This window comes from Achromobacter insolitus (assembly GCF_002209555.1).
Lineage (GTDB): Bacteria > Pseudomonadota > Gammaproteobacteria > Burkholderiales > Burkholderiaceae_B > Achromobacter > Achromobacter insolitus.
In genome coordinates, this window is sequence record NZ_NJIF01000002.1 from 920,462 (window position 1) to 943,749 (window position 23,288).

Consider the following 23,288-nt stretch of genomic DNA (forward strand, 5'->3'; position numbering starts at 1 on the left):
GAGATGCCCTTGGATAACGCCGGCCTTTCCCGAATGTCGATCGCGTCCGTCGACCAGGCCAACCGTCTGCTGAACTTGCGCACGCCGCTGGGCGCCAACCGGCTGGTTGCGGAAACGCTGACCGCCACGGAAACGTTGTCGGAAGGCGCGTTCCGGCTTGAACTGACGGCCTTGTCCGACGATGCCGGCATTCCCTTGGCGGAATTGCTGGGCAAGCCTGCGACGTTGCGCATGCAGACCGCATTGGGCCGCGAGCAGCCGCGTATTTGGAACGGCTATGTCACCGCGGCCGAGTTTCGCGGCGCGAATGGCGGCCTGGCGCGCTACGGCCTGACGCTGGAGCCCTGGCTGGCTTTCCTGCGCGCCCGGCACGACAGCTTTGCCTATCAGGACAAGACCGTCTTCGAGATCGTCGACAGCGTCTTCGGCGACTACAAGGGCCAGGGAGGACTTGTGCCGCAGTGGCGCTGGGCGGTGAAGGATCGCGCTTCCTATCCCAAGCGCAGCCTGACCGTGCAGTACCGGGAGACCGATCAGGACTTCGTCGAGCGCCTGCTGGCTGAAGAAGGATTGTTCTACTGGGTGGAGCATGAGGCCGGTGACGGCGACGGCAGCCACACGTTGATCATCGCCGATCATAACGACGCCTTCGCGCCGGGCCCGCAGGCCAGCGTGCGCTTTGCGCGCGCCGACGTCACGGAGACCGAAGACAGCATCCAGCTTTGGAGCCGCCGTGCCCGCTGGCAGACCAACGCGGTGCGCATGGCGAGCTGGGATTACCGCAGCGCCCAGGCCAGACCCGTGGCGGCGCAGGTCGATGGCGGCGGCGCCAAGGGCGCGATGGATCTGGTCGTCAACGACTATCCCGGCCAGTACGCCTACGAGGACAGCGCGCAGGGCGAGCGTCTGGCGCACATTGCGCTGGCCGCGCTGCGCGTGAACCAGGATAGTTGCGAGGGTGCGGGCACCGTGCGCACATTGGCGCCGGGCCAGCGCTTTGAACTGACCGGGCATTACCAGCAGGGCGGGGGCGCCTATGTGGCGATCGCCGTGCGGCACGAGGCCCGCAACAATTTCGACGAGGACCTGGGGCGCGCCGTCCGCGAGACGCTGGGCGAGGGCGGAATGGAGGCGTCCCAGGCCGATTTCTACCGCAACACCTTTACCTGCATAGGCATCGATACGGAATTCCGCAAGGCCACACGCGACGGGCATGGCGAACGCCTGCATCCGCGGCCCACCGTGTACGGCGCGCAGACGGCGCTGGTGGTGGGCGCCGAGGCGCCGGTGCACACCGACCGTGACCACCGCGTCAAGGTGCAGTTCCATTGGCAACGCGGCAAGGCATCCAGCAGCCGCCTGGAGCATCCTTCGGGCGACGAGAACGCGCCCGCCAAGGACGAGTTGGGCACCTGGGTGCGAGTGGCGGAGCCGGTGGCGGGCGGCGACTGGGGCGGCAACTTCGTGCCGCGCGTCGGGCAAGAGGTGCTGGTCGAGTTCCTGCACGGCGACATCGACCGGCCCGTGGTGGTCGGCGCGCTCTACAACGGTGAAGGTGCCGAGGACGCGTCGCACAATCTGGTGCAGGCCGGCGGCGCCAATGCCACCGGCAACGCGCCTGCCTGGTTCGCGGGGGGGGCCGACGGCCACGCGCACAATGTGGTGATGTCCGGCTTCAAGACGCAGGCACTGGGCAGCAGCGCGGAGGGCACGGGAGGCTACAACCAGCTGGTGCATGACGACACGCCCGGCCAGTCCCGTCTGACCGCGTCTACCACCCAGGCGGAGAGCCGCCTCCATCTGGGCCACATCAAGCAGCAGCGAGACAACGAAAGACTGCAGGACCTGGGCCACGGCGCCGAGCTGTCGACCCGGGAGGCCGTGGCGCTGCGGGCAGGCGCCGGGCTGCTGATCAGCGCGGACTTGCGCAGGGATGCCGAGGGCGCGCTGCTGGACAGCTCGGAAGCGGCCAAGCAGATTGCGCGGGCGGCGCGTTCAGCGGAGGAACTGGCCCAGGCGGCAACGCGCCAGAAGGCGGTGCTGGAAGGCGATCCGCAAACGTTGCCGGCGCCGGACGCCCTGAAGCACGTCCTGGAGGTGATCGACGCGAAGCAGGACGCGCCCAAGGGCGAGCCCGTTGCCGCCTATAGCGAACCACAGTTGCAGGTGAGCGCGCCCAGCGGCATCGGCCAGTACACCCCGGCGGACGCCTTCCTGGCAGCCGGCGCGACGCTGTCGCAGGTGGCGCCGGACGTCAACTGGGTCAGCAGCGCCAACCTGGCGGTGGGGGTAGTCGGCGGCGCGGTGTTATTCACGCTAGGCCGCAAGGCGCCGGGCGACAGCCCGGTGCAAGGCCAGGGACTGCTGCTGCACGCGGCCGGCGGCAAGCTGCGTTTGCAGAGCCAGGACGCCAAGATGACGCTGTCCGCCGAAAAGGCGGTGACTTTCGCTTCGGCGCAGGCTGCCGTGAACGTGCAGGCCGCCAAGCGCGTTTTGGCGACCGCCGGCGGCGCCTATTTGCGGGTGGAAGGTGGCGGGATTCAGCTGCACGCGCCGGGGAAGGTGGAGTTGAAGGCGGGTGTGCATAACTGGGCGGGGCCGCAAAGCGCGCCCTTGCAACTGGGGCTGCCGGAGGGTGACTTCGAAGGATGCCAGCTGAGAATGCAGAGCGCCGCGGCTTCAGGTGCGGCAGCGGTTGAACTGTAGCCAGGGCGGACAGATATGGGGCCATTCACATCGGACATTCAACTGGGAGAGGCGCTGCAACGGCTTGCGGTATCCCATGGGGAGTCGCGTTGCTGGTTGCTGCTAGACCCTCTGTTGCGGCCGCCTGAGGAAGATTCCGAATGGCGGGGCCTGGCCGATGAACTCGATGCGCGGACCACTTCGGTCCGGCTTGCGCATCGGAATGTCGATTCCAAGGCTTGGCCTCGGCTCGTCTCGCTGGATCTGGCGCGCGCCTGCGACGCCGATATCAGCCGGGTGGCGGCCGGCATGGCGATCCGGGATTGGACGCCGGAATCCCTGCGGCTAGGCCTGGGGCGCCGCATCGGCGGCTGGCTATTTGGCGCAACGGATGCCGCGGCCTTGGCGCACCACCTGGGCCGGGCCATGCTGCAATCGCGGCCGGATGGAGGCCGCTCCCTGTTGCGCCTGCAGGATCCCGCCGTCCTGGATCTGGTCTGGAATCTGGCAACGCCTGGGCAGCGCCAGGCGTTGCTGGGTCCGTTGGACCGATGGGTGACCGTCGACCGCTGGACGCGCCTGGCAATCTGTGGGGGCGGGACGGAACAGGCAGGCGGCGCTCGGACCGTCGGCACGCTTCAGTTCGACTCGGACCAATGGAAGCGCATCGAGTCCTCTGCCGCCATCAACCGCGCGTGGCGCGCGGTGGCGGGACAGGCCGCCGCCATTTCAGATGAAACCTTGACGCAGACCGCGGCATGCGTGCGGCGCGGGGCTGCCAGGGGATTGCTGGATCCGCGCGACTGGGAGGCCATGGCCATTCGGGCGCTGACGGTGCACCCCGCATTCGACCAACATCCCAGGCTGGCCGCGCTACTGGACGCCCGCGCGCCGGATGTCGGCTTTGCCAGGCTCGTCATGGATTTGACCGAAGCGGACTGGACGGCGATTGCCCGCGATTGCCGGCAGTCGCGCCCGGCGCATCACCAAGTTAGGGAAGAAGAATGAGTACGGCTTGCAATGTGTGCAAGGCAGGCGGCCTGCCGATACTGCCGACGCGTTACGCCGTGGTGCCCGCGGGGTTTCCGGCGCATGCGCTGGACGGCGTAAGCGGCGAACGCGTGAAGGATGTGCCGCTGGACAGCGAACAGTACAAGTACGTGACCCGTACGCTGCGCATGGGCTTTCTCTACCTGTTCTACGAGAAAGGCCCGCAGGGCGCTAACTACTGGGAAGTCTATTCCGTGACGGCCGACGGCATGCTCTGGCGTTGCGACGACGTGGACAGCGCCCGGCTGCAGCCGGCGATGAAATGCGCGAACCAGGGGCACAATGGGTTGCGCATGCATTACATCGTCATAGAGAAGCCGGAGCAATGCGGCAAGGTGTGGCTGGCCTATAGCGAACACAAATGGAGCGCGCAGACCCGCGCGCGCTACGAAAAGCAGGAGCACCGTGCAACGCGGATGCAGGCGATCGAGCCCGCCGTCTGGGCGCAGGGCCGCTGCGAGGCCAAGAACCATCAATCCATTCTGGCCGTCGAATCAAATTTCAAGAAGATCCTGGAATACGGAGACCACCAGTTCAGCGGCCTGACGGGCGAGCCGCCCTGGCTTCCCTACACGGGACTCGATCGCCAGCGCAAGTTGAGCAATGTCGACGGGTCTTTCGACGAAGCGACGCTGAAAGAGCAATTCACGAAGACGCCCTGGTATCCGCGCAACCGGCCGCTCGGCGGCCTTGTGGATAAAACGCTTGAGCTGTTGCTGGCGCAAATGCTCGATAAATGCGGCGATCCCACGATGGGCGTGAGCTATTGGCCTATGAGTTTGGCGCTGTGGGACGCCATCGGAATCGCCGACGAGCTCAACGGATACTGCAATGACGCGCTGGGTGCGATGGCGCGGTATGGCGAGGAACGCGCGCTACAGATTACCGCGGCCAGCAACATCGAAGGCGCCAAGGCGGCGCTGGAGAACAAGGCCGACGAGGCCGCAAGGCGCACCGCCGAGGCCGTGCAACTGGGGCAGCGCGGCGGCAACCGGCACTATGAGGTGATGCGCCGCAACCAGGTCATCAATCAGCATGTGCCGGACATGAAGGGCAAGCAGGCATTCGCCGGGCTGGAGAACGAGCGGTCCAATGGCGTGATAACGGACGCCGAATACCGCAGCCGCCGTCGCGTGCTGCTGGACCAGTACGTCCCGGAGGCGAACAGAGCGCAGGCGGAGGCGGATTTCAACGCCTATGACGCGGAGATCATTCAGGCGGACGAGACTCGCGCACGGAATCTGGAGAATTATCGGAAGGACCAGGTCGCGCATGCCTGGGATCGCTACAACGACAATGTCGATTGGGACAAGCTGAATCGCTTCAAGAGCAACTACGAGAAGTTCCAGGAGATGGCGACTACGCTGGCGAATACCAGGACGGTGGAACTCATCAAATGGCTGGAATGGGGCCTTCTGTTCGATACGCTGGAAGACTACAGCGAGGAAGTCGAGGATGACGGCCACGAGTTCATTGAAGTGGTCGGCGACCTGATCGAAGGCATCGGATCCAGCGCGGCGGGAGCCCAGTATCTCAAAACCTTGGTGGAAGAACGCCGTGATGCAGGGGACAGGAAGTCCCTGTTCTGGCGCGCAATCGCCGCAAACCAGAAGCAACTGAAGCCCGCGGTGACCAATGCCCTCGATGAAGCCGTGAAGGGCAAGGAAACGCCATTGCCTACGGGTCTCGGTGTCGTCGAACGGGTGCTCAGCAACCTGAAAACCTTCTCGGGGTATTACAAGAGGGCGGTGTCCCTGGTTGGTGAAAGCAAGGTGGAAAAGCTGGGGCCATTGCCGCGCGCTTTGAAAAATGCCGGCATCGACAAGCTGATGATGACGGTGGGCGATACGGCTTTCCGCTGGTTGCAGCTGAACCGCGTAAGCGATTTCGTGGGTGAGAAGATCGTCCAGAATCTCTTTCTGTTGTCCACGGGCATCAGCGACGCCGACGCCTTGGCGCTGGTGAGAGAACAGGCCCGGTCCGAAGGCGTGGCGCGTCAGGTCGCGCTGCAGCGATTGCGGACTGCGCGCACTTTCCTGGAGGCCAACGAGGCCATCGCCAAGGAACCCAGCCACAAAGTGCTGCGGGACATGTGGGGCAAGATGCGGCCGGCTACCGGGCGCAACGGGGCTACCACCATGCGCATTACGGTGGTGGTGGGATTGATTGAAGTTTGGAACTTCAAGAAGCTCATTTCGGCGACCGACAAGACGGCTACGACTTATGCAAAGCTGGTCGCGTCCACGGCCACCTTGAGCGCCGCCGTGATTGATATCGCCATCGTGCCGTATCAATTGGCGGGAAAAAAGGCATACGGATTCCAGAAATGGAAATTGGTCGGGGGAATGTTGGGTGCCGGCGCGAGCTTTATCGGCGCATCCATAGATTTCAACGAAGCCATGGAGCGCAGGGAAAAGAAGCAGTACACACTGATGGTGCTGGTCGGCATCAAGTCGGCCATAGGCTTTGTCGCAGGCGGGGCCGCGGTGATCACGGCAATATCGACTTCTGCCTCGTTGCTGAAGATCGTGGGACGGCGCGCAGGTATGAATGTGATGGTGGTGGCTGTGGATGTCGTTGCGTCGCGGATGGCGGTAGCCTCATTCGCTCGTGTGCTTGGTATCCTGGTGGGCTGGGAGATCGCGATAGTGTTGGTGGGTATTCAGCTGCTGGTCTGGTACTTCACGCCGAATGCACTGGAAGAGTGGTGTGAAACCAGCGCGTTTGGCCGTCGTACTTTCGGCAAACCTCAGGACGAACCGAAGAAGCAGGAGGAAGGCTTCGTCGCTGCTCTTGCTGACGTGACGTGATTTGATGTGAGGAATGGAATGACCAATGAGCTCAATGGAAATGTCCGGAAGATCGCCGGAAAGATCACGGAGCTGAAGAAGTCCCGTCGTAATCGGGACTTTGTCCTGAGCCAGATTGGCGGTGATGTCGGAGCGTCCGCGGTATCTGCCGCGCTGGCAGGCATGGGCGGGGCGGGTATCGCGATTGCCTCGATCGATAGTTCGGAGAGCGCCGACTTCGTGGAGTTTTCACTGAACGGCGAACCTGTTCAGGGTTGGTTCTGGCGTTTCCCCTTTCAAGAAGGAGACGACGTGGAACTGGTCGCCGAACGTGGCGAGCGCGCCTGGAGCGCCTATGGCGTCAGGCGCGAATCGGACTCCTTGGTGGCGGTGTATCCCCACTGCTTTGAAGGGCGCAGATCCCACTATCTGTCCACGTTCCGGTTCTGGGGCATCATCGTCGCGGTGATTTTTGGATTCATGATGTGCCTGGATGCGGTGTTTGCCTTGTTCAAAGGCAAGTTCAGCATCGCGGGCCAGCTCGAGGCCTATGGCATTTATGCCATGTACCTGTTGCCGGCCTTGCTCGTCGTGTTCGGCTTCCTGGCCTGGCGGGCGGGGCGCAAGACGGAAGGCTTCGCGCATGTCGCGGAAATGATCTTCAAGGGATTCGGTTGGAGCAATCCCGCTGGGATCAATCTGCGTGCAATATCGAAAGCGAAGCGTCGGCAGGGTGATGGCAAGGACTATGGTCTGCGCTATTTCAGGTACTGATGCCGGAAATGAACGTTCAAAAATTGAGCGGGGAGATCAGGGGGCTGACGCGGTCGCGTCGCAGACATGACTTCGTCCTAAGTCAGATTGGCGGCGGGCTTGGCCCCGCCGCGGTGTCGGCTAGCCTGGTCGGGATGGCCGGCGCCGCCATCTCGATTGCGACGCTGGATACCGCGGAAACGGCGGACTATGTGGAGTTCACGCTCGACGGGAAGCCATTGCGGGGCTGGTTCTGGAGGTTTCCTTTCAATGATGGAGACAACCTGGAGGTTGTCGCGGAAGCGTCCGAAAGCGGGGTTTGGTCGGCTTTAGGAGCCCGCCGCGAGTCGGACGGATTGGTTGCTGTCTATCCTCATTGCTTTGAGGGACGTTGGTCGCACTATTTTTCGACCTTTCGCGTTTGGGCGGCCATCATGGGTTTCACGTTCATTGTTGTGCTGATCTTTGACTTGATCCTGGCCACGAAGCAAGAGAATTTCAGCTGGAGCGGGCATGCGTGGGTGTATGCCGGCTACTTTGGTTTCATGCTGCCGGGCATGCTCGGTGTCAGTATCTTTTTTGCTTGGCTTGCCGGACGGAAGACGGAGGGGTTCGCGCGATTCTCAGAGTCGGTCTTTCGTGGATTTGGTTGGGCTAGCCCCAGCAAACTGAATCTGCGGGCGGCGTCCAACAAGAGGCGCAAGCCGGGCGATTGCAGGGACTACGGTTTGCGCTACTTCAGATATTGACGGGACATATGAATGTTCAGACGTCGAGCGGAGGGATCGTCGGCCTGACGCGGCCGCGCCGCAACCGAGCCGGCGAGTTCTGGAGCATTGAATGGATTACACGGGGTTGATACGCAAATTCCCCAACGACCGGCCGCTTGGGGACTTCGACCGCGAACACCGCTTGCAGCAGAAGAAACGGCTGGACGTACCGCTGGCGGCCGATTCCTGCGTGGTGAAGATGAATTCCAATGCTCTGGTCTTGGCGGACCGCTGGTACGCCTACCGGGGCATGCTGGCGCTGATGGGGCTCGTAGGCGTGGCCTTCGGCGTGGGCATTATCCGGGAGCTGGCTTGGGCCCTGGTGGACGGGCTGCCCAATGAGAACGGGCTCTGGACGGCGGTTTTCATCAGCATGGCGATGGGCGCGGCGCTCGCGGCAGCCGGGGCATGGGTCGCGGGCAAGGAGATGTTCCGGTGGACGTACTATCCCATCGCCCTGGACCGCAAGCACAAGCTGGTACACGTGTTCCGGCTGGACGGAGCGGTGCTGACGGCGAAGTGGAACAAGCTCTACTTCACGCTTGGCGGAGGGGTCGACGGGTTTCAGCACCGGACTTGGGATGTCCGCGGGCTGATCCTGGATCCGGACGGCGTGACGGTCAGGGAGACATTTGCGTTCAGCTCGGTCACGTACCGGGTCGAAGACGCGTATTCCCATTGGGAGTTTCTGCGCCGCTACATGGAGGACGGCCCGCAAGCCGTGCAGGACGCGGTCTTGCATTGCGTGCCGGCGGACGGCAAGCCGGAGACCTTCGCCCTATCCAAGCAGCGCGCCTTTGCCGAGGATGCACAAGGTCCGGGCTTCCTGTCCCTGCTGATGATGCCGTTCAATCTTCTACACGCCATCATGCGCTGGGCGGTGATGCAGACCAGCAAGATCCCGGCGTTTCCGCCGGAGATTGAGGCCACGCTGCAACCTGAGCCGGGCGACAAGTACGTGCGCGATGCGTCGATGAATCCCGAAGACCTGCGCTAGGGGATTTCATCCGGCGGCGCGGCGGACCGGATTTGCGCTAGGATTACCCCGACCTTTCCGCCCCTCCCTGGAGCCCCCGCATGACCGACCTCAGCGCCTTTCCCATCACCAAGAAGTGGCCCGCCCGGCACCCCGACCGCATCCAGCTGTATTCGCTGCCCACGCCCAATGGCGTGAAGGTGTCGATCCTGCTGGAGGAAACCGGGCTGCCCTACGAGGTCCACCGGGTCAGCTTCGACGCCAAAGACCAGTTTTCGCCCGAATTCCTGTCGCTCAGCCCGAACAACAAGATCCCGGCCATCCTCGATCCCAATGGTCCCGAGGGCAAGCCGCTGGGCCTGTTCGAGTCGGGCGCCATCCTGATCTACCTGGCCAGCAAGGCGGGCAAGTTCCTGCCGGCGGACACGGCGGGGCGCTATGAGACCCTGCAATGGGTCATGTTCCAGATGGGCGGCATCGGCCCGATGTTCGGCCAGTTGGGCTTCTTCCACAAGTTCGCGGGCAAGGACTATGAAGACAAGCGCCCGCGCGACCGCTACGCGGAAGAATCCAGGCGCCTCTTGAACGTGCTGGACCAGCGCCTGGAAGGCCGTGACTGGGTGATGGGCGACGAGTACACCATTGCCGACATCGCCATCCTGCCCTGGGTGCGCAACCTGGTGGGTTTCTACGGCGCGGGCGAGCTGGTGGAGTTCTCGCGCTTCAAGAATGTCGCCCGGGTGCTGGAAGCCTTCGTGGCGCGTCCTGCGGTGGCCAGGGGCCTGACGATCCCCGGATAACGCCACGCGTATCCGGCCTCTACAATCGGCCCTGTCATCCCTCACCGAAAGCCAGGGCCGCTCATGGAACTCCGCCAGCTGCGTTACTTCGTCCGCGTCGTGGAGGCGGGCAGCATCGGCCGCGCCGCGCAATCCATAGGCATGGTGACGTCGGCGCTCAGCCAGCAGATCAGCCGGCTGGAGGGCGAGTTGTCCACCCGCTTGCTGCGGCGCAGCGCCAGCGGCGTGGAGCCCACCGACGCCGGCTTGGCATTCTTCCGCCAGGCGCAACTGGCGTTGCGGCATGCCGACGACGCGGTGCAGGCCGCGCAGCAGGCCAGGCTGGCCGGCCACGTCAGCGTGGGTCTGCCTTCCACCACGGCGGCGATCCTGGGCGCGCCGTTCGTGCAGGCGATGAGCCAGCGTTATCCGGACATTCGCCTGCACCTGGTGGAGGCATTGTCAGGGCACCTGAGCGACATGCTCAATGGACGCTTGCTGGATCTGGCGATCGTGTTTCAGGCCGAGTCCGCGCGCCGCTGGAGCGTCACGCCCTTGCTGGATGAACCGCTGTTTCTCCTCGCCCGGCCCGGCATGGCGGGGCTGCCGGCTGGCGAGACCACGCGCATCGAGGCCATCGCGCATCTGCCGCTGGTCCTGCCCAGCGCGCGCCACGGGTTGCGGGCTCTGGTCAACCACGCCTATCAGCAGTCGGGCCGCACGCCGCTGGTGGCGGTGGAAGTGGACGGCCTGCCGGTGCTGATGGACGTGGTGCAGCTGGGCCACGTGGCGACCATCCAGCCCAGTTCCGCCATGGCCCGCATTGCGCCGGGCCAGCTGCATATGGCGCGCATCGACGACGCGCATTTGTTCCGCCCCAATCTGCTGGCCAGCCTGTCCGAGGACGAGCTTTCGCCTGCGGCGCTGGCCGCCCGGCTGGTGCTGGCGGACGTCTCGCGCACCCTGGTGCGCGAGGGCAAATGGCCGGTGGTGACTCTTCACGATTCATGAAGACCTGTTGACGCCTGCCTGATATCCGCGGGCGCCCGCGCTCGCTACAGTCCGTTCCTTGGAATAGGAACAACGGCATGGTCGACGTCTTGGTGGTGGGTGGGGGTAACGCGGCGCTGTGCGCGGCCCTGATGGCGCGCGAGGCGGGCGCCAGCGTGCTGCTGCTGGAAGCGGCGCCACGTGAATGGCGCGGTGGCAATTCGCAGCACACGCGCAATCTGCGCTGCATGCACGACGCGCCGCAAGACGTGCTGGTCGATGCCTATCCCGAGGAAGAGTATTGGCAGGACCTGCTCAAGGTGACCGGCGGCCTGACCAATGAGCATCTGGCGCGCCTGGTTATCCGTGAATCCTCCACCTGTCGGGACTGGATGCGCCGCCATGGCGTGAATTTTCAGCCACCCTTGTCCGGCGCACTGCACGTGGCGCGCACCAACGCCTTCTTCATGGGCGGTGGCAAGGCCCTGGTCAATGCCTATTACCGCAGCGCCGAGGCGCTGGGCGTGCGGATCCGCTACGACGCGCCGGTCGACTCGCTGGAATTGGATGGAGGGCGTTTCGTGGCGGCGCGCATCGGCGATGAGCGCATCGAGGCGCGCGCCTGCGTGCTGGCGGCCGGAGGCTTCGAGTCCAACCGCGAATGGATGCGCGAGGCCTGGGGCCAGAACGAGCGCGGCGAGTGGCCGGCCGACAACTTCCTGATCCGCGGCACGCGCTACAACATGGGCGTGCTGTTGAAGTTCATGCTGGATGCAGGCGCGGACAGCATCGGCGACCCGTCGCAATCGCACTGTGTGGCGATCGACGCGCGCGCGCCTTTGTACGACGGCGGTATCTGTACGCGCATCGACTGCGTGTCGCTGGGTGTGGTGGTCAACCGCGAGGCCAGGCGCTTCTACGACGAAGGCGAGGATTTCTGGCCCAAGCGCTACGCCATCTGGGGCCGCCTGACTGCCATGCAGCCGGGCCAGATCGCCTATTCCATCATCGATGCCAAGGCCGTCGGTCGCTTCATGCCGCCGGTATTTCCCGGCGTGCAGGCCGATACCTTGCCGGAATTGGCGGTGAAGCTGGGGCTGGATCCGGCGACATTCGAAACGACCATACGCGACTACAACGCGGCTTGCCGCGTCGGCACGTTCGACCATACCGCGTTGGACGATTGCCATACCGAGGGCCTGGCGCCGGCCAAGACGCACTGGGCGCGGCCTATCGATACCGCGCCGTTCTACGGCTATGCCTTGCGGCCCGGCATCACCTTCACCTACCTGGGCTTGAAGGTCGACGACACCGCCGCGGTCCGTTTCAACGACGTGCCCAGCGACAACTTGTTCGTGGCGGGCGAAATGATGGCCGGCAACGTGCTGGGCAAGGGTTACACGGCCGGAGTCGGCATGTCCATCGGCACCGCCTTTGGGCGCATTGCCGGCACGCGGGCCGCAGCGGCCGCGCGCGGCCGGCACAACGCGGAAGCACAACATGAAGCAGCTTGAAGCCCTGGCCAGCGAGGCCCAGTCTTTCGCCGGCGCCGGCCCGGCGATGACGGAGCAGACCATTCAATGGCATGGCGGGAAGCCCAGATCCGGCGCCTTGACGGATGATGAAGCGGAAGTGGCGCGCGTCATGCAGATCTGCAACGCCTGTCGCTATTGCGAAGGGTTCTGTGCCGTATTTCCGGCGATGACCCGCCGCCTGGAGTTCGGCAAGGCGGACATCAATTACCTGGCCAATCTGTGCCACAACTGCGGCGCCTGTCTGCACGCCTGCCAGTACGCGCCGCCGCACGAGTTCGCGGTGAACGTGCCGCAGTCCATGGCGCGCGTGCGGGTGCAGACCTACACCGACTATGCCTGGCCACCCGCATTGGGCAAGCTGTACAAGCGCAATGGCCTGGCCTTGTCGCTTGCCACTGCCGCCGGCCTGGCCCTGTTCCTGGCCCTGGCCGCGCTGATGGGAGGCGGGCTGTTCCATGAACCCATGGCCGGCAACTTCTACGCGGTTTTCCCGCACAACACGCTGGCGCTGATGTTTGGCGCGGTGTTCGGCCTGGCTGTGCTGGCCCTGGGCGTGGGCGTGACGCGCTTCTGGCGCGACGTGAGCCCGGGGACCGCCACCGGCGCGGCGGTGGCCGAGGCCGCGCACGATGCCTTGCGCCTGCGCTACCTGGACGGTGGCCATGGCAAGGGCTGCAACAACGCCGACGATGCTTTCACGCTATGGCGCAGGCGTTTCCATCACTTCACGTTCTACGGCTTCATGTTGTGCTTCGCGGCCACCTGCGTAGCCACGCTGTACCACTACGCGTTCGGCCTGGAGGCGCCCTATCCGTTCTGGAGCGCGCCGGTTCTGCTGGGCACGGCGGGCGGCATCGGTCTGTTGATCGGGCCGGCCGGGCTGCTGTGGCTGAACCTCAAACGCCATCCACAACAGGGCGACGCGGCGCAAAAGCCGATGGACCGCGGCTTCATTGCGCTGCTGTTCCTGACCAGCGCCACGGGCCTGGCCCTGCTGGCGGGCCGTGACGGTGGCGCGATGGCGCTGTTGCTGGCGATCCACCTGGGCGTCGTGATGGCGCTGTTCCTGACGCTGCCTTACGGCAAGTTCGCTCACGGCATCTACCGCTCGGCCGCGTTATTGAAGTGGGCCATCGAGAAGCGCCAGCCCAACAAGCTGCAACTGGGCTCGGATTGAGGGACCGCGCATCCGCGCGGACTTGACGGCGCCCGCCGACGGCGCCGCTACCGATAACAAACCTGGAGACGTCAATGTTTCGAATTTCCACGCTGGCGCGCGCCGCGCTGGCCGCCTGTCTGTTGCCTGCGCTGCCGTTGGCGCATGCCCAGTCCTTCCCCGTGAAACCGATCACGCTCGTCGTGCCGCACTCCGCGGGCGGCACGTCGGACATCCTGGCGCGCACCGTCGCCGCCGAGGCCGCGAAGACGCTGGGCCAGACCATCGTCATCGACAACAAGGGCGGCGCCAACGGCACCATCGCCGCCAAGCAGGTGGCGACTTCCGCGCCGGACGGCTACACGCTGCTGCTGGCCACCGCCAGCACGCATGGCATCAATCCTTCCTTGTATTCGCGCATTTCCTACGACGCGGTAAAGGACTTCACGCCCGTGACCTTGCTGGCCACGGTGCCCAATGTACTGGTGGTGGGCAAGCAGGTGCAGGCCGCCAACGTGCAGGAGCTGGTCGCGTACATCAGGTCGCAGGGCGACAAGACCAACATGGGCTCGGCCGGCGCGGGTACCCCCGGCCACCTGGCGGGCGAGATGTTCAAGAGCGCAGCCAAGCTCCAGTTCACGCACATCCCCTACAAGGGGGGAAGTCCGGCCATTACCGACCTGATCGGCGGCCAGATCGACTTCATGTTCACGACCATCCCCGGCGTGCTGCCGCACGTCAAGGCCGGTACGCTGCGCGCGCTGGCAGTCACCTCGCCGCAGCGTTCGCCCGCCATGCCGGACACGCCCACCATGGCGGAGGCGGGCCTGCCGGGCTTTCAGGCGGTGTCCTGGCACGGCATCGTTGCGCCGGCCGGAACGCCGGACGCGGTGGTCGCCACGCTGAACCAGGCTTTGAGCAGCGCGCTGGCGGCGCCGGCGGTCAAGCAGCGCTTGATGGAAGAAGGCGCCCAGGCGTCCAGCCTGAACACCGCGGCGTTCGGCGCCTTTATTCAGAGCGAGATCGCGGCCTGGGCGAAGGCGGTCAAGGATTCTGGCGCGACGGCGAACTGACCAAAAGCCAAGCGGCCCCTCGGGGCCGCTATGTATCGAGGTTTCCGGCCGGTCGTCGCGCCTAGCCGCCCGCCAGCAGCTTGCCCAGTGTCGCCATGCCTTGCTCCATGTCCGGGTTCCAGGGATGTCCGCAGTTAAGCCGCAGGAAGTTGCCGAAGGCGCCGGATGCCGAAAACAACGGACCCGGCGCGATGCTGATGCCGTGTCCGAGCGCGGCGCGGTGGACCTTGAGGGTGTCGATGTGCGCGGGTAATTCTACCCACACAAAGTAGCCGCCCATCGGCCGCGTGGCGCGGGTCCCCTTGGGAAAGTAGCGGGCGATGGCTTGCAGCAGTTCCCCTTGCTGCTGGGCCAGCGCCTGACGGAACTGCCGCAGGTGGCGGTCGAAGCCGCCCTTTTCCAGATACGCGGCGATGGCGGCCTGAGTGGGCGCCGCGGTCGCCAGGCTGGTGGTGAGCTTGTTGCGCATGATGCGTCGCGTGTAGCGGCCGGCGGCTACCCAGCCCACGCGGTAGCCCGGGGCCAGGGTCTTGGAAAACGACGAACAGTGCATCACGATGCCGTCGCGGTCAAAGGCCTTGGCCGGCCTGGGGCGGTTTTCTCCGAAGTACAGCTCGCCGTAGACGTCGTCCTCGATCAGGGCGACATCATGGCTGGCCAACAGGCGGACCAGCGCTTCCTTCTTGTCGTCTGGCATGAGGCTGCCCAGCGGGTTCTGGAAGGTGGTCATGAGCCAGCAGGCGCGCGGCCGATGGCGCAGGATGGCTTGCTCCAGCGCCTGCAGGTCTATGCCTTCGCGCGGATGCGTGGCGACTTCGATCGCATGCAGGTGGTTGCGTTCCAGCGATTGCAGCGCCGCGTAGAACGTGGGGGATTCCACGATCACTGCGTCGCCGGGATTCGTGACCGCCGCCAGGCTCAGGTTCAGCGCGTCCAGCGCGCCGTTGGTGATAATGATGTCGTCCACGGGCACGGACATGCCATCGGCCAGGTAGCGCAGCGCGATGGCGCGGCGCAGGGCGGCGTCGCCCGGGCTCAGGTCATCGATGGAACCCCAGGGGTCCAGGCGCTGGACGGTCGCCGCCATGAACTTCGCCAGCCGCCCGTATGGCAGCAGCGAGGGGCTGGGAAAGGCCGAACCGAAAGGCTGCATGTCGCGCCGCAGCGTCGCGTTGAGCACCTGCAGCACGTTGTCACTGACGTCCACAGGATGGCGGCCGGCGCTGGCGCTGGACAGGCCGTCCAGTTCAGGCAGGGTGGCATGCGGCGCGCGCAGCACGTAGTAGCCGGAGCGGTCGCGCGCGCGGATCAGGCCGCGCGCTTCCAGCAGATAGTAGGCCTTGAACACCGTCGAGGGGCTGACCCCTCGGCTGGCGCTGGTCTGCCGCACCGAGGGCAGGCGGTCGCCCGCCTGCAGCAGGCCCGACCGGATCGAGGCGGTGATTTCTTCTGTCAGCCGTTCATAGCGCTTCATGGGTGGGTCCGTTTGCGTGGGTCGTATTCAGGTGGACATGCCGATGGATCTCATCACCAGGCGCAGCGCATAAGCCGCAACACCCAGCGCTGCGACGCTGCATGCCCAGATCATCGCCAGCCAGAGCAGGCGGCTGCGCCACGAGGGCAAGGAGGGTTGGGAGCCGTTCATCAGTGGAACTCCTCGCCGAGACGCACCTTGCCCCGGAACACGTAGTACGACCAGGCGGTGTACATGAGAATAATCGGAATGATCGCCAGCGCTCCCACCAGCGCGAAGCCCAGGCTTTGCGGCGGCGCGGACGCCGTCCAGATCGACACGTCAGGCGGGATGATGGCGGGCCAGATGCTGATGCCCAGGCCGCTGTAACCCAGGAACAGCAGCGCCAGGGACAGCACGAAGGGGCCGGCGTTGGGCGCGCCCTTGACGCGGCGGATGAGATCGAAGCCGGCCACGGCGACCAGCAGCGGCACAGGCAGGAACCAGAACATATTGGGCAGGCTGAACCAGCGTTGCGCGATCTGCGGCTGGGCCAAGGGCGTCCAGACGCTGAGCGCCGCGATCACGGCCAGCAGGGCCAGCGTGAGCGGCCGCGCGATGTCGCACATGTGGCGATGCAGGCGACCTTCGGTCTTCATGATGAGCCAGGTGCAGCCGAGCAACGCATAGGCCACCACGAGCCCCGCGCCGGTGAAGAGCGAAAAGGGGCTGATCCAGTCCCAGGCGCCGCCTTGGTAAACGCGGTCCGCCACGGGGATGCCTTCGATGTAGGCGCCTAGCGTCACGCCCTGGAAGAAGGTCGCGCAGACCGAACCGGCCACGAAGGCGCGGTCCCACAGCGGACGGTGATGCTCGTCCGCCTTGAAGCGGAATTCGAACGCCACGCCGCGAAAGATCAGGCCCAGCAGCATGAACACCAGTGGCAGGTGCAGCGCGCTCAGGATCACCGAGTAGGCCAGCGGGAAGGCCGCCATCAGGCCGGCGCCACCCAGCACGAGCCAGGTCTCGTTGCCATCCCACACGGGCGCCACGGTGTTGACCATCACGTCGCGCTCTTCGCGGTCGGAAATCAGCGGAAAGAGGATGCCGATACCCAGATCGAAGCCATCCATGATTACGTACATCATCACGCCGAACAGGATGATGACGGCCCATACCAATGCTAGGTCGATGCCCATGGCCTCAGACTCCCGTGTGCTTGCGTTGCGCGGGCTCGATGCCCGCCAGGGTGGAGGCGGCCGACAGCGGCCGCGACGGCTGGCGCGGTTCGCCCGGGCCGCCGGACAGCGGCGCATGGCCAGGCGCGGGGCTGGGGCCCATGCGGATCAGGCGCAGCATGTAGGACACGCCCGCGCCGAACACCAGCAGGTACACCACCACGAATAGCGCGAGCGTCAGCGTCAGTTCGCCCAGGCCATGCGGCGTGGCCGCGTCGGCAGTGCGCATGACGCCATACACCACCCAGGGCTGGCGGCCGATCTCCGTGACATACCAGCCGGCAAGGATGGCGATCAGTCCGGAGGGTCCCATCCATAGCGCACAGCGGTGCAGCCAGCGCGATTCGTACAGCCGGCCGCGCCAGCGCGACCACGCGGCCCATACGGCCAGGGCGATCATCAGCATGCCCAGGCCGGCCATCACCCGGAACGACCAGAAAACGGCCGTGGCGTTGGGCCGGTCTTCCGGCGGGTAAGACTTCAGGCCGGGGAACTGGCCGTCCCAGCTGTGCGTCAGGATCAGGCTGCCCAGGCGCGGGATGTTGACTGCATACCGCGTTTCTTCGCGCTCCATGTCGGGAATGCCGAACAGTGTCAGCGGCACGCCGGCACCGGGCTCGTTTTCCCAATGGCCCTCGATGGCCGCGATCTTGGCGGGCTGGTGCTTCAGCGTGTTCAATCCATGGAAATCGCCCACCACGGCTTGCAGCGGCGCCACCAGCAGCAGCATGCCCATGGCCATCGCAAACATCTTCTTGACGGCGGGGCTGCGGTCGCCGCGCAGCATGTGCCAGGCCCCCGAGGCCCCCACCATCAGCGCGGTGGCCAGGAAGGCGGCGATGCCCATGTGGGCCAGCCGGTAGGGGAACGAAGGGTTGAAGATGACGGCCAGCCAGTCCGTGGGAACCACCCGGCCGTCCAGGATTTCATAGCCGGCTGGCGTCTGCATCCAGCTGTTGGAGGCCAGGATCCAGGTGGCCGACACCAGGGTGCCCAGCGCCACCATCACGGTCGAGAAGAAATGCAGGCCTGGCCCCACGCGCGACCAGCCGAACAGCATCACGCCGAGAAAGCCGGCTTCCAAAAAGAAGGCCGTCAGCACTTCATAGGCCAGCAAGGGCCCGGTCACGCTGCCGGCGAAATCGGAGAAGAAGCTCCAGTTGGTGCCGAACTGATACGCCATTACCAGGCCGGACACTACGCCCATGCCGAAGTTGACGGCGAAGATCTTGGTCCAGAAATGATAGAGGTCGCGGTAGACGGTGTTGCGGGTGCGCAGCCACAGGCCCTCCAGCACAGCGAGGTAGCTGGCGAGGCCGATCGTAATGGCGGGGAAGATGATGTGAAACGAGATGGTAAAGCCGAACTGTATTCGGGCAAGCAATAGCGCGTCGCTATCCATGGCGGTATTCCTGACTTCTGCGCCAGCGCGCCTCAACCGCCACAAGACGGCGTGCGCTGACGGGGTGTTTGAGCTACACCACGAAGTTAGAACCGCGGCCGTTATCAGTACAGATTCAGAAGCAGATGAAAAAAGCGGATCAGTTTTGGCGCATCTTTGTGCCTGCACCCATTTTTCATAGGGAAGTGATCTGTGCTGCAGATGTTTTAGCGACTGCAAAGTTACAAAAAAAGCAGCACAGAAACGGCGGGTGCGTCCCCTGATCCGCCCGTTTGGAAGCGCCCGCCGCCAGGCGCCTGTTGCGCGCTCACGAGGCGCAGGCGCGCGCCGCTTCGTCGATCAGGCCGCCGACTTCGCCCGCGCGGCTGGCGCGGGCGGAGCCGGGCGCTGCACGCGCTGGCTCAGCCACACGCTGGCGACCACGATCGCCATGCCGGCGATCTGCGCGGCGCTCAAGTGCTGGCCCAGCAGGCCCCAACCCAGCAACACCGCTGTGATGGGACTGAGAAAACCCAGCGAGGACACCACGGCGGGTTCCAGCCTTGCCACGCCCCGGAACCAGAGCACGTAGGTCAGCGCCGCTCCGATCAGGCCCAGGTAGGCGATGCCGGTTACGTTGAGCACGGTCAGCGGCGGCAGGGCGGGCTCGGCGGCGAGCGCCAGCGGCACCAGCAGGATGCCGCCCGCCGTCAGCTGCCACGAAGTGAAAGTGAGCGCGGACACCGGCGGCTGCCAGCGGCGGCTGAGCACTGTGCCCAGGGCCATCGAGGCCGCGCTGGTCAGCCCGGCCGCGATGCCCGCGGGGTCCAGCGCGGCCTTGGGCGTGAGCACCAGCAGCGCCACGCCGCCCAGGCCGCCCAACGCGGCCAGCACCGACAAGCCGCGCACGGGCGTGCCCAGCAGGCTGCGCGCCAGCAGAATCACCACCAGGGGCTGGATCGCGCCCAGCGTCGCGGCCACCCCGCCCGGTAGGCGGTAGGCGGCCACGAACAGCAGCGCCCAGAAGACGGAGAAGTTCAGGGCGCCGAGGATGAAGGCGCGCAGCCACCAGATGCCCCGCGGCAGCTGGCGCACCGCCAGCAACAGCAGCAGGCCGGCGGGCAGGGCGCGCAGCATGGCGACCGTCAGCGGATAGTCCTGCGGCAGCATCAGGGTGGTGACGACATAAGTGCTGCCCCAGATGGCGGGGGCCAGGGCAGTCAATAGCAGATCGGAACCGCGGTTCATGGTCATGCGCTCCGGAAGAACCGGGCAAAGTTCAGATAGCGACAGACTAATTGAATCAATGCGGCGCGATAATATCCAATCGGATGGCAATATCATTCACTATGGGTAAATAATCCGTGGATCATCTGACGGCGTTGAAGGTATTCCGGCAAGTGGTGGAGCGCGGCGGCTTTGCGGCCGCATCCCGGCAGATGGGTTTGTCGCCCGCCGCGGTCAGCAAGAACATTGCCGAACTGGAGACCCACCTGGCGGCGCGGCTGCTCAACCGCACCACTCGCCGCATGAGCCTCACGGAGGCCGGCGCGCGCTACTACGAGCAGGTGGCGCGCATCCTGGACGACCTGAGCGAAGCCGAGCAATCGCTGGGACCCTTGCAGCACGAGCCTTCCGGCACCTTGCGGGTCAGCGCGCCCATGTCATTAAGCCTGGTGCGGCTGTCCAACGCCATGCCGCGCTTCCTGGAACGCTATCCGCAGGTGTCGCTGGACCTGAACCTGGAGGATCGCCGCATCGACATCGTCAAGGAGGGCTACGACCTTGCCATACGCGGCACTGACCGCTTGGAGGATTCCAGCCTGGTGGCGCGCAAGCTGATGACGTTGGATCACGTGCTTTGCGGCGCGCCTGCCTACTTCGAGCGCCACGGCGTGCCGGCCTCGCCGCTGGCGCTGCGCGACATGGAATGCGTGCAGTTCACGCTGTCCGGCCACGCGGACGAATGGACCTTCAAGCGCGGAGAGCAGGCCGAGCGCGTGCCCGTGCGGGGGCGCTACAAGGTCAGCTCCAGCCTGGCGGTGCGCGACGCGCTGCGGGCGGGTTTTGGCGTCAGCCTGGTGCCGCGCGTGTATGTGCAGCAGGACCTCGACAGCGGGGCCCTGCAAGCGGTGCTGCGGGACTGGAAGCCGGACGAAACCTACGCGTACGCGGTGTATCCGTCGCGCCGCCACATGGTCGCCAAGGTGCGCGCCTTTGTGGATTTCCTGCTGGAAGAACTGGGCGCGCCGCGGGAGTGAGCCCGCGGCGGCCAGATGCCGCATCAATACATGTGCTGGCCGCCGTTCATGGCGACATTGCTGCCCGTCATGAAACCGGCGGCGTCGCTGCAAATGAAGGCGACCAGCGCGCCGATCTCTTCCGGGCGGCCCAGGCGGCCCAGCGGGATCTGGGGCAGTATTTTCTCGTGCAGCACATCCTCGGGCACCGCTTCCACCATGCGGGTCGCGAGGTAACCCGGGGACACAGTGTTTACCGTGACCCCCTTCCTGGCCAGTTCCAGCGCCAGGGATTTGGTGAAACCGTGGATGCCGGCCTTGGACGCCGCGTAGTTGGTCTGGCCGAACGCGCCCTTGCTACCGTTGACGGATGATATGTTGACGATGCGGCCCCAGCCTCGATCAGCCATGGCGCCGCACAGCGGCTGCGTCATGTTGAACATGGAATCCAGGTTGCTGCGCAGCACGTCCGTCCAGTTGTCGTAGCTCATCTTGCGCAGGCTGGCGTCGCGGGTGACGCCAGCGTTGTTGACCAGGATGTCGATCTGGTGGCCGTCTTCCTCCAGCCGCCGGGCCAACGCCTGGCAGGAGTCGTAGTCGGCTACGTCCACCCGGTACATGGCGTAGCGACGCCCTTGGGCTGCTTCGGATTCCACCCAATCACGCGCGGCGGTCTCGTTGGAGTGATAGGTGATGATCACGTCGTGGCCGGCCTGATGCAGCGCCTGGGCAATGGCCTGGCCCAGGCAACCGGCGCCGCCCGTGACTAGGGCCTTGCGTTCAGCCGTCATGGTGGGCTCCTGGCTGGCTGGCTTCGCGCATGGCCGAGCAAGCCGACGCCATCTGGTTCGACAGGGTCTTCCAGATCTGAGCCATGGGCGTGGCGTCCATGCCCATGTCGCCGCCCGTGGCCTGCTTGAACCAGCCCCGCATGGCCTCGCTCATGCCGGCGGCAAGGGTGGCTTGTTCTTCGAGCAGGGCGTGCGTGATGGCCTGGCTGGCTTCAAGCTGGGACTGCCATTGCTTGCGTGTCATTTCGCCCAGCGCGGGGGCAATCTCCTGCCAGTTTCCGGATTGCTGCAAGGGCGCCAGCGTGGAGAGGTATTGCTCGGCGCTGCCGCCGGCCAGGCGGCGGCCCAGTTCGATCCAGCGTTGCTGGCTTTCTTGCGCAAGCTGGGCCATGCGCTGGCAGTAGGCGGCGTTGGCGCTGGCGAGGCCCTGGGGCGTGGAGGCAGTGGTTTTCTTCATCATCCGTCCTTTTAAAAGAGTGGTAAGGGGTAACGAACACACAGGCCTCAAGCCATCTGGCTGAGGGTCTTGCGAAAGCGCGCCAGGGAAAACGCAAACAGGACCGAACCTATCAGCGCCAGCGCCAGGAAGGGTTGCCACACGACGCTGATGCCCGCGCCGCGGTAGAGAATCGCCTGGCCAAGTTCCACGAAGTGGGTGGTGGGGGCGGCCAGCATGATGTCCTGCACGAACTGAGGCATGCTTTCGCGCGGCGTGGTGCCGCCCGACAGCATTTGCAGGGGCAGCAGCACTAGTACCAGCAACATGCCGAACTGCGGCATGCTGCGCGCAAGCGTGGCCATGAATATGCCCATTGAAGTCGTCGCGAACAGGTGCAGCGCCGCTCCAACCAGGAAAAGCGCCACCGATCCTTCGATCGGCACTTGCAGCAAGCCGCGTACCACGAAAGTCAACGATAGCCCAGCAGACACCAAAACCACCAGCCCCATCGACCAGACCTTGGCAACCATGATTTCGGTGGGCGTCACGGGCATCACCAGCAGGTGCTCGATGGTGCCGTGTTCGCGTTCGCGGATCAGCGCCGCGCCCGTCAGGATGATGGACAGCATGGTGACGTTGTTGATGATCTCCATCAGCGCGCCGAACCAGGCCTGGGTCAAATTAGGGTTGAAGCGCATGCGCACGGCCAGCTCCACCGGCAGCTCGGTGGGCGCGCGATAGCGTTTGACGAACTCGTTGATCTCGTCGCTGATGATCTGCTGGATGTAGCTGCTGCCCGTGAAGGCCTGGCTCATGCGGGTTGCGTCCACGTTGAGCTGGATTTCCGCAGGCCTGCCGGCCAGCACGTCGCGCTGGAAGTTGGGCGGAATGTTCACCGAGAACGTGTAGCGTCCCGCATCCATGCCGGCATCCGCTTGCGCCGAGGTCGTCACCTCTGGCGCAGTGAAATGGGGTGGATAGAAGGCGGAGGTGATGCGCGCGGACAGGGGCGATACATCTTCGTCCACCACGGCGATGGGGGCGTTGTGCAGGGTTTCCGGCACGGCGGTGGCCGCCGTGTAGATCATCAGCGTGAACGACACGAGGATCAGGATCAGCATCATCGGGTCGCGCGCGAGGCTCCACAATTCCTTCACGCCCAGACGGTAGATATTGGCCAGGTGCCGCAT

Annotated in this window: 20 protein-coding genes; 12 read left to right on the forward strand and 8 right to left on the reverse strand. The window is 65.2% G+C overall.

Annotation, left to right across the window (positions count from 1 at the left end; translation table 11 throughout):
* Positions 1-3 precede the first annotated feature (3 nt).
* The 11 genes from CEY08_RS09675 (at position 4) to CEY08_RS09725 (ending at position 14,556) form a co-directional block, all read left to right on the forward strand.
* Entirely contained in the window at positions 4-2,706 is a 2,703-nt protein-coding gene (locus CEY08_RS09675) for a type VI secretion system Vgr family protein (protein ID WP_088607639.1), read from the forward strand.
* A gap of 96 nt (positions 2,707-2,802) precedes the next feature.
* On the forward strand, positions 2,803-3,693 hold the full coding sequence (locus CEY08_RS09680; RefSeq protein ID WP_162726393.1) for a DUF4123 domain-containing protein: 891 nt from the start codon (positions 2,803-2,805) through the stop codon (positions 3,691-3,693).
* Positions 3,690-6,545, forward strand: coding sequence for a T6SS effector BTH_I2691 family protein (locus tag CEY08_RS09685; protein ID WP_076817543.1), 2,856 nt, complete (start codon positions 3,690-3,692; stop codon positions 6,543-6,545). The genes CEY08_RS09680 and CEY08_RS09685 overlap by 4 nt, the downstream gene beginning before the upstream one ends.
* Before the next feature lie 18 nt (positions 6,546-6,563).
* Positions 6,564-7,298, forward strand: a complete 735-nt coding sequence (locus CEY08_RS09690) for a putative type VI secretion system effector (protein WP_042795216.1) — start codon at positions 6,564-6,566, stop codon at positions 7,296-7,298.
* Between the two features lie 8 nt (positions 7,299-7,306).
* Complete coding sequence (locus CEY08_RS09695) at positions 7,307-8,026, forward strand: putative type VI secretion system effector (RefSeq protein ID WP_126389546.1); 720 nt, start codon at positions 7,307-7,309, stop codon at positions 8,024-8,026.
* A 91-nt stretch (positions 8,027-8,117) separates the two neighbouring features.
* Positions 8,118-9,044 carry a DUF6708 domain-containing protein gene (locus CEY08_RS09700; RefSeq protein ID WP_042795213.1) on the forward strand — a complete coding sequence of 309 codons (927 nt, stop codon included), beginning with the start codon at positions 8,118-8,120 and terminating at the stop codon, positions 9,042-9,044.
* A gap of 80 nt (positions 9,045-9,124) precedes the next feature.
* Positions 9,125-9,823 (forward strand): glutathione S-transferase N-terminal domain-containing protein, encoded by a 699-nt coding sequence (locus CEY08_RS09705; protein WP_076817546.1) that lies wholly within the window; start codon positions 9,125-9,127, stop codon positions 9,821-9,823.
* 63 nt (positions 9,824-9,886) lie between these two features.
* Positions 9,887-10,813, forward strand: a complete 927-nt coding sequence (locus tag CEY08_RS09710) for a LysR family transcriptional regulator (RefSeq protein WP_076817548.1) — start codon at positions 9,887-9,889, stop codon at positions 10,811-10,813.
* A gap of 77 nt (positions 10,814-10,890) precedes the next feature.
* Entirely contained in the window at positions 10,891-12,306 is a 1,416-nt protein-coding gene (gene tcuA / locus CEY08_RS09715) for an FAD-dependent tricarballylate dehydrogenase TcuA (RefSeq protein WP_042795210.1), read from the forward strand.
* A complete protein-coding gene (gene tcuB, locus CEY08_RS09720; RefSeq protein WP_076817550.1) occupies positions 12,293-13,504 on the forward strand; it encodes a tricarballylate utilization 4Fe-4S protein TcuB in 1,212 nt (403 codons plus the stop codon). The genes tcuA and tcuB overlap by 14 nt, the downstream gene beginning before the upstream one ends.
* Before the next feature lie 74 nt (positions 13,505-13,578).
* Positions 13,579-14,556 (forward strand): Bug family tripartite tricarboxylate transporter substrate binding protein, encoded by a 978-nt coding sequence (locus tag CEY08_RS09725; protein WP_063642882.1) that lies wholly within the window; start codon positions 13,579-13,581, stop codon positions 14,554-14,556.
* A gap of 61 nt (positions 14,557-14,617) precedes the next feature.
* On the opposite strand, the gene CEY08_RS09730 is transcribed toward CEY08_RS09725, so the two are convergent.
* The 5 genes from CEY08_RS09730 to CEY08_RS09750 form a co-directional block, all read right to left on the reverse strand.
* Entirely contained in the window at positions 14,618-16,030 is a 1,413-nt protein-coding gene (locus CEY08_RS09730; RefSeq protein WP_063642881.1) for an aminotransferase-like domain-containing protein, read from the reverse strand.
* Positions 16,031-16,057: 27 nt separating this feature from the next.
* Complete coding sequence (locus CEY08_RS09735) at positions 16,058-16,201, reverse strand: DUF2474 domain-containing protein (protein WP_076815610.1); 144 nt, start codon at positions 16,199-16,201, stop codon at positions 16,058-16,060.
* A complete protein-coding gene (cydB, locus tag CEY08_RS09740) occupies positions 16,201-17,208 on the reverse strand; it encodes a cytochrome d ubiquinol oxidase subunit II (protein ID WP_063642880.1) in 1,008 nt (335 codons plus the stop codon). Before cydB ends, CEY08_RS09735 begins: the two co-directional genes overlap by 1 nt.
* A 4-nt stretch (positions 17,209-17,212) precedes the next feature.
* On the reverse strand, positions 17,213-18,649 hold the full coding sequence (locus CEY08_RS09745) for a cytochrome ubiquinol oxidase subunit I (protein ID WP_063960591.1): 1,437 nt from the start codon (positions 18,647-18,649) through the stop codon (positions 17,213-17,215).
* Positions 18,650-18,988: 339 nt separating this feature from the next.
* Positions 18,989-19,876 (reverse strand): EamA family transporter, encoded by an 888-nt coding sequence (locus tag CEY08_RS09750; RefSeq protein WP_076817927.1) that lies wholly within the window; start codon positions 19,874-19,876, stop codon positions 18,989-18,991.
* A 116-nt stretch (positions 19,877-19,992) separates the two neighbouring features.
* Here CEY08_RS09750 and CEY08_RS09755 point away from each other — a divergent pair, with 116 nt between their 5' ends.
* Positions 19,993-20,889, forward strand: a complete 897-nt coding sequence (locus CEY08_RS09755) for a LysR family transcriptional regulator (RefSeq protein WP_076815608.1) — start codon at positions 19,993-19,995, stop codon at positions 20,887-20,889.
* A 23-nt stretch (positions 20,890-20,912) separates the two neighbouring features.
* Here CEY08_RS09755 and phbB read toward each other — a convergent pair whose 3' ends face one another.
* Genes phbB through CEY08_RS09770 form a run of 3 tightly spaced genes read right to left on the reverse strand, consistent with a single transcriptional unit; the run spans position 20,913 to position 23,288 of the window.
* A complete protein-coding gene (gene phbB / locus CEY08_RS09760) occupies positions 20,913-21,659 on the reverse strand; it encodes an acetoacetyl-CoA reductase (RefSeq protein ID WP_076815606.1) in 747 nt (248 codons plus the stop codon).
* The gene (locus tag CEY08_RS09765) at positions 21,649-22,119 is read right to left on the reverse strand and encodes a hypothetical protein (RefSeq protein WP_165611754.1); all 471 of its coding nucleotides are present in this window, start codon (positions 22,117-22,119) and stop codon (positions 21,649-21,651) included. Before CEY08_RS09765 ends, phbB begins: the two co-directional genes overlap by 11 nt.
* 44 nt (positions 22,120-22,163) lie before the next feature.
* Entirely contained in the window at positions 22,164-23,288 is a 1,125-nt protein-coding gene (locus tag CEY08_RS09770) for an ABC transporter permease (RefSeq protein ID WP_063642876.1), read from the reverse strand.

Bases quoted from the DNA above. Each gene is read 5' to 3' on its own strand.
- phbB (WP_076815606.1), bottom strand. From the start codon at position 21,659: ATGACGGCTGAACGCAAGGCCCTAGTCACGGGCGGCGCCGGTTGCCTG.
- CEY08_RS09770 (WP_063642876.1), bottom strand. From the start codon at position 23,288: ATGCGGCACCTGGCCAATATCTACCGTCTGGGCGTGAAGGAATTGTGG.
- CEY08_RS09700 (WP_042795213.1), top strand. From the start codon at position 8,118: ATGGATTACACGGGGTTGATACGCAAATTCCCCAACGACCGGCCGCTT.
- CEY08_RS09690 (WP_042795216.1), top strand. From the start codon at position 6,564: ATGACCAATGAGCTCAATGGAAATGTCCGGAAGATCGCCGGAAAGATC.
- CEY08_RS09705 (WP_076817546.1), top strand. From the start codon at position 9,125: ATGACCGACCTCAGCGCCTTTCCCATCACCAAGAAGTGGCCCGCCCGG.
- CEY08_RS09745 (WP_063960591.1), bottom strand. From the start codon at position 18,649: ATGGATAGCGACGCGCTATTGCTTGCCCGAATACAGTTCGGCTTTACC.
- tcuA (WP_042795210.1), top strand. From the start codon at position 10,891: ATGGTCGACGTCTTGGTGGTGGGTGGGGGTAACGCGGCGCTGTGCGCG.
- CEY08_RS09675 (WP_088607639.1), top strand. From the start codon at position 4: ATGCCCTTGGATAACGCCGGCCTTTCCCGAATGTCGATCGCGTCCGTC.
- CEY08_RS09725 (WP_063642882.1), top strand. From the start codon at position 13,579: ATGTTTCGAATTTCCACGCTGGCGCGCGCCGCGCTGGCCGCCTGTCTG.
- CEY08_RS09695 (WP_126389546.1), top strand. From the start codon at position 7,307: ATGAACGTTCAAAAATTGAGCGGGGAGATCAGGGGGCTGACGCGGTCG.
- CEY08_RS09710 (WP_076817548.1), top strand. From the start codon at position 9,887: ATGGAACTCCGCCAGCTGCGTTACTTCGTCCGCGTCGTGGAGGCGGGC.
- cydB (WP_063642880.1), bottom strand. From the start codon at position 17,208: ATGGGCATCGACCTAGCATTGGTATGGGCCGTCATCATCCTGTTCGGC.
- CEY08_RS09750 (WP_076817927.1), bottom strand. From the start codon at position 19,876: ATGAACCGCGGTTCCGATCTGCTATTGACTGCCCTGGCCCCCGCCATC.
- tcuB (WP_076817550.1), top strand. From the start codon at position 12,293: ATGAAGCAGCTTGAAGCCCTGGCCAGCGAGGCCCAGTCTTTCGCCGGC.
- CEY08_RS09730 (WP_063642881.1), bottom strand. From the start codon at position 16,030: ATGAAGCGCTATGAACGGCTGACAGAAGAAATCACCGCCTCGATCCGG.
- CEY08_RS09735 (WP_076815610.1), bottom strand. From the start codon at position 16,201: ATGAACGGCTCCCAACCCTCCTTGCCCTCGTGGCGCAGCCGCCTGCTC.
- CEY08_RS09685 (WP_076817543.1), top strand. From the start codon at position 3,690: ATGAGTACGGCTTGCAATGTGTGCAAGGCAGGCGGCCTGCCGATACTG.
- CEY08_RS09765 (WP_165611754.1), bottom strand. From the start codon at position 22,119: ATGATGAAGAAAACCACTGCCTCCACGCCCCAGGGCCTCGCCAGCGCC.